General features: G+C 45.8%; 5 protein-coding genes and 1 pseudogene. 4 read left to right on the top strand and 2 right to left on the bottom strand.

What is annotated here, in order from left to right; translation table 11 throughout:
* A pseudogene (locus QTO00_RS16250) lies at window positions 1-417 on the top strand (LysR family transcriptional regulator); the annotation flags it as partial.
* Between the two features lie 43 nt (window positions 418-460).
* Here QTO00_RS16250 and QTO00_RS16245 read toward each other — a convergent pair.
* Entirely contained in the window at window positions 461-664 is a 204-nt protein-coding gene (locus QTO00_RS16245) for a hypothetical protein (RefSeq protein ID WP_331425724.1), read from the bottom strand.
* A gap of 138 nt (window positions 665-802) precedes the next feature.
* Here QTO00_RS16245 and QTO00_RS16240 point away from each other — a divergent pair, with 138 nt between their 5' ends.
* Genes QTO00_RS16240 through QTO00_RS16230 form a run of 3 tightly spaced genes read left to right on the top strand, consistent with a single transcriptional unit; the run spans window position 803 to window position 3,070 of the window.
* Window positions 803-2,179, top strand: coding sequence for a DNA-3-methyladenine glycosylase 2 family protein (locus QTO00_RS16240; RefSeq protein ID WP_331425723.1), 1,377 nt, complete (start codon window positions 803-805; stop codon window positions 2,177-2,179).
* Complete coding sequence (locus QTO00_RS16235; RefSeq protein ID WP_331425722.1) at window positions 2,176-2,652, top strand: methylated-DNA--[protein]-cysteine S-methyltransferase; 477 nt, start codon at window positions 2,176-2,178, stop codon at window positions 2,650-2,652. Before QTO00_RS16240 ends, QTO00_RS16235 begins: the two co-directional genes overlap by 4 nt.
* A 4-nt stretch (window positions 2,653-2,656) precedes the next feature.
* Complete coding sequence (locus QTO00_RS16230; protein ID WP_331425721.1) at window positions 2,657-3,070, top strand: hypothetical protein; 414 nt, start codon at window positions 2,657-2,659, stop codon at window positions 3,068-3,070.
* Here QTO00_RS16230 and nhaD read toward each other — a convergent pair.
* A partial coding sequence (gene nhaD / locus QTO00_RS16225; RefSeq protein WP_331425720.1) for a sodium:proton antiporter NhaD occupies window positions 3,063-3,777 on the bottom strand: 715 nt, incomplete at its 5' end. The genes QTO00_RS16230 and nhaD overlap by 8 nt on opposite strands.

The following is a 3,777-nucleotide window of genomic DNA, read 5'->3' as shown; positions in this document are numbered from 1 at the left end:
GATGTGGTGCTGTTTTTGGTATCGACTCAACCTCTTGAGCTGGAGTCCGCGTTTGAAGATAAGTATGTCTATGTTGATTGGGGAACTAAGTTCGCTTCTGAACATGCTGAGCGTCACCCTAAGATTCCGGCGCCATACTTAAGAACATCAACGGCGCGTATCGCGCTCGACTTCATTTTAGAAAAGGGTGGCAGCGCTTACTTACCCGCCTCGTTAGTCGAGCCGTTCTTAGCTTCAAATCAGTTGTTTAAAGTTGAAGGCGTGGAAGATTGGCAACGACCTATCTATCTTAGCTATCGTAAGGCGAGTACGTCTATCGAAGCGATTAAGCAGGTTGAAGAGTTGGTTAAGACGATAGACCCAGTCACCGCGTACAGTTTACAGCAAATGGTCGAACTGCCGGTTGATGATGAATAGGATTGGTATAGACAAACGCCTCGGTAACTCGAGGCGTTTTCATTTATAGGCTCATTAAGCTCTCTATGGACTCCTCTATGCTCAACTCGTGATAGCTTCGAATTGAGTTCCCATCGAAGGTGTCAATCAATATTCGGTTAATATTGTTAGGTCCGTGCTGATCGATAATGTTTAGTGTTTGTTCGACATTATCACACGTCATAGTGAGGTCATCATTGAGCACAATAGTGCAAGAATGCAGATTCATAGCCAACTTCCTTATTATTTTTTAGTCCGCATAACTAACTTTAGAAGAATATAAACAGTTGGCAACTCGATACGGTTCCGAAAATGGCTAGTATTCTGCGGGGGAGGATTTAAACTTTAGCTAACGAATTGAGCATTATTGGAAAATGGTATTTTGAACCGAGTGAACTCTTTAACGCAAAAAGATTGCCACAAGGCAAGAATGGCGCGCGATAGTCGTTTTGATGGCCGATTCTATGTTGCCGTAAAAACGACGCGCATCTTTTGTCGTCCGATTTGTCCGGCCAACCTACCAAAAGAAGACAACGTAGAGTATTACTTCGACAAAGCTCAAGCGCTTCAGGCGGGTTATCGTCCTTGCCTTCGTTGCAGACCCGACAGCGCGCCGAGCTCGTGGGCGTGGAAAGGAGTGGAAGTCACTTTTCAAAGGGCAATAAAGCTTATTGAGCAAGGTGCCTTACAGCATAGTTCATTGCTTGAGCTATCAGAACGTTTGGGCATCAGTGATCGTTATTTGCGTAAGCTCTTTAATCAATACCTTGGAATGTCGCCTAAGCAGTATGCGCTCTACTATCAACTCATGTTCGCCAAGCAACTCTTGCATACCAGCAGTTTATCGATCACTGATGTTGCACTTGCAAGTGGTTTTAATAGCGTGCGTCGCTTCAATGATGCATTTAAACAGGTGATCAAGCTAACCCCGTCTCAAGTTCGCAAGTCGGCTTCTTCTAACACGGAATCAAACCATATTGAGCTTGCATTTCGTGGTCCACTTGATTGGCAACATATGCTAGCTTTTTATCGTCTAAGAGCCATTCAAGGGCTAGAGACGGTGAGCGATGAGAGCTATCAACGCTACTTTGAATTCGATGGTAAGGCGGGGTGGTTTGCGATAAGTAACCCTAAGCCGGGTATTATGCGTGTGACCTTTAGTCTGGCGGATATGTCATTATTGCGCAGTTTGGTCAATCAGATACGGCGGATGTTCGATTTAGATAGTGATGTGTTACAGATTGAGGTGCATCTCAAGGCTATAGAGCCGTTACTAGTTAAACGCTCAGGAATTAGGATACCGGGAGTTTGGAGTGCTTGGGAAGCGGGCGTTAGGGCGATTTTAGGTCAGCAAGTATCGGTAAAAGCGGCGATTGGACAATTGAACCTGTTAGTGAATACGCTACAGCCAGAAGGCGTGACGCACTTTCCTCTACCAGATGAAGTTGCCCAAGCTGACTTGAGCTTTTTACGCATGCCGCAAAGCCGTAAGGAGACGCTTACTCGCTTTGCCCACTATATGGTTGAGCATGCTGACGAGCCAGTTGACAACTGGTTAGCACTAAAAGGGATTGGTCCATGGACCGTTAATTATGCGCGCTTACGTGGATTGTCTGAGCCAAACTGTTTTCTTGAAGGCGATTTAGTGGTTAAGAAAGCGCTGGGCAATTTTACTTATTTGTCGGCAGAGAATGCCTCTCCTTGGGGAAGCTACGCCACATTTCATTGCTGGAGTCATTCATGACTAAAAGATACACCTATTACCCGTCACCTTTTGGTGAAATGACGCTACAAGCGGATGAGCAAGGGCTGCTTGGCGCTTGGTTTGAAATTCACACCACCAAGCCAGAAATACTCGGTCAATATGTGGAAAACGATCCTATACTTACTCAAGCAATCAAACAGTTAGAAGAGTATTTTTCCGGGCAGCGTAAAACGTTTGATTTGCCTGTTTCCGCCATAGGGACAGAGTTTCAAAATAAGGTTTGGCACGCTTTAACGACCATTCCATATGGTGAAACCTGGAGTTACCAAGATTTGGCCAACGCGATTGGCAATCCAAAAGCCGTTAGGGCCGTTGGATTAGCCAATGGCAAAAACCCAGTGTCAGTGATTGTGCCGTGTCATAGAGTGATTGGAAAAAGCGGTAAGTTGACGGGTTATGCAGGCGGTGTAGAAACCAAAGCCAAACTGTTGGAGCTTGAACAGAGGGATTAGTTGAATGGTTAAGTGGCAAGCGGTTAGAACGATATTACTAGTCAGTGTCGTCGCTGTTCTGCTTGGTTGTTCGGAAGAAAAAGCGCAACGAATGCTCAATCAAGAAACCTTTCAGTTTAACGGCGTCTATGAGAATTACTACAATGGTGATCTGCTTGAGTTTAAAGATGGTCAAGTTACGTTCAACCGTGAACAAGCGGAAGGATTAACCAAACCATTTACTGTAGAGGACAACTACTTGACGATCCAGATGCGCAATAGTTCCAAAGAGAAACGTGAAGACATTGTGATGCGCATCCATGGTGAGCAAGAGCTGTTGACTTGCAGCATCTGTGCGAAGTATCAACTCTCTTCTACTTGGCAAAAAAGAGACTTTGATCCTTCGCAAACAGATTCGTCTAATTCACTATCTAAGTAAACAACGAGCTATTTATCATGATGTGCACAGCAATACTCGCCGCATAACCGATAGCAATGACTGGCATCCACTTGAGGTGGCCAAAGAAGGTGTACTTGCCGTGAGCTGCTCCCATCAAAGCTACCCCAGCAGCCGATCCAATCGACAGTAGACTGCCGCCAACTCCCGCAGTTAGGGTGACGAGCAACCAGTTACCCATGCTCATCGTAGGCTCCATGGTTAGTACAGCAAACATCACTGGAATATTATCGACAATAGCCGATAGAATACCGACCATAACGTTGGCCCACATTGGATCCCACTGGGTATACATCACCTCAGAAATCATTCCGAGATACCCGAGTAGGCTTAAACCGCCGACACACATTACTACGCCGTAGAAAAACAGTAGCGTGTCCCACTCGGCATGGGATACTCGTCTAAACACATCAAATGGCACCACAGAACCAAGGCGCTTTAACGCCAGATCGTCTCTGTTTTCTATCGCGATCAGAGACTTTTTATGCAGAGACGTTTTTAGAGTCTTACGTAAGAAGAAGCCAAAGAATTGTAGGTAAGCTAGGCCCATCATCATGCCAATTACTGGCGGGAAATGCAGTACGGCATGGAAAGCAACCGCGGTTGCGATGGTAAGGTTAAACACGCCAACATTACGTCTCGCTCCCCGTTTTAGCTCTACGTGCTGGTGTACAACGTTAGGGCTTGCA

The organism is Vibrio sp. M260118 (assembly GCF_036533755.1).
Classification (GTDB): Bacteria; Pseudomonadota; Gammaproteobacteria; order Enterobacterales; family Vibrionaceae; genus Vibrio.
The sequence above is the reverse complement of the archived record's forward strand: the minus strand, read 5'-3'. Positions and strand labels throughout refer to the sequence as shown.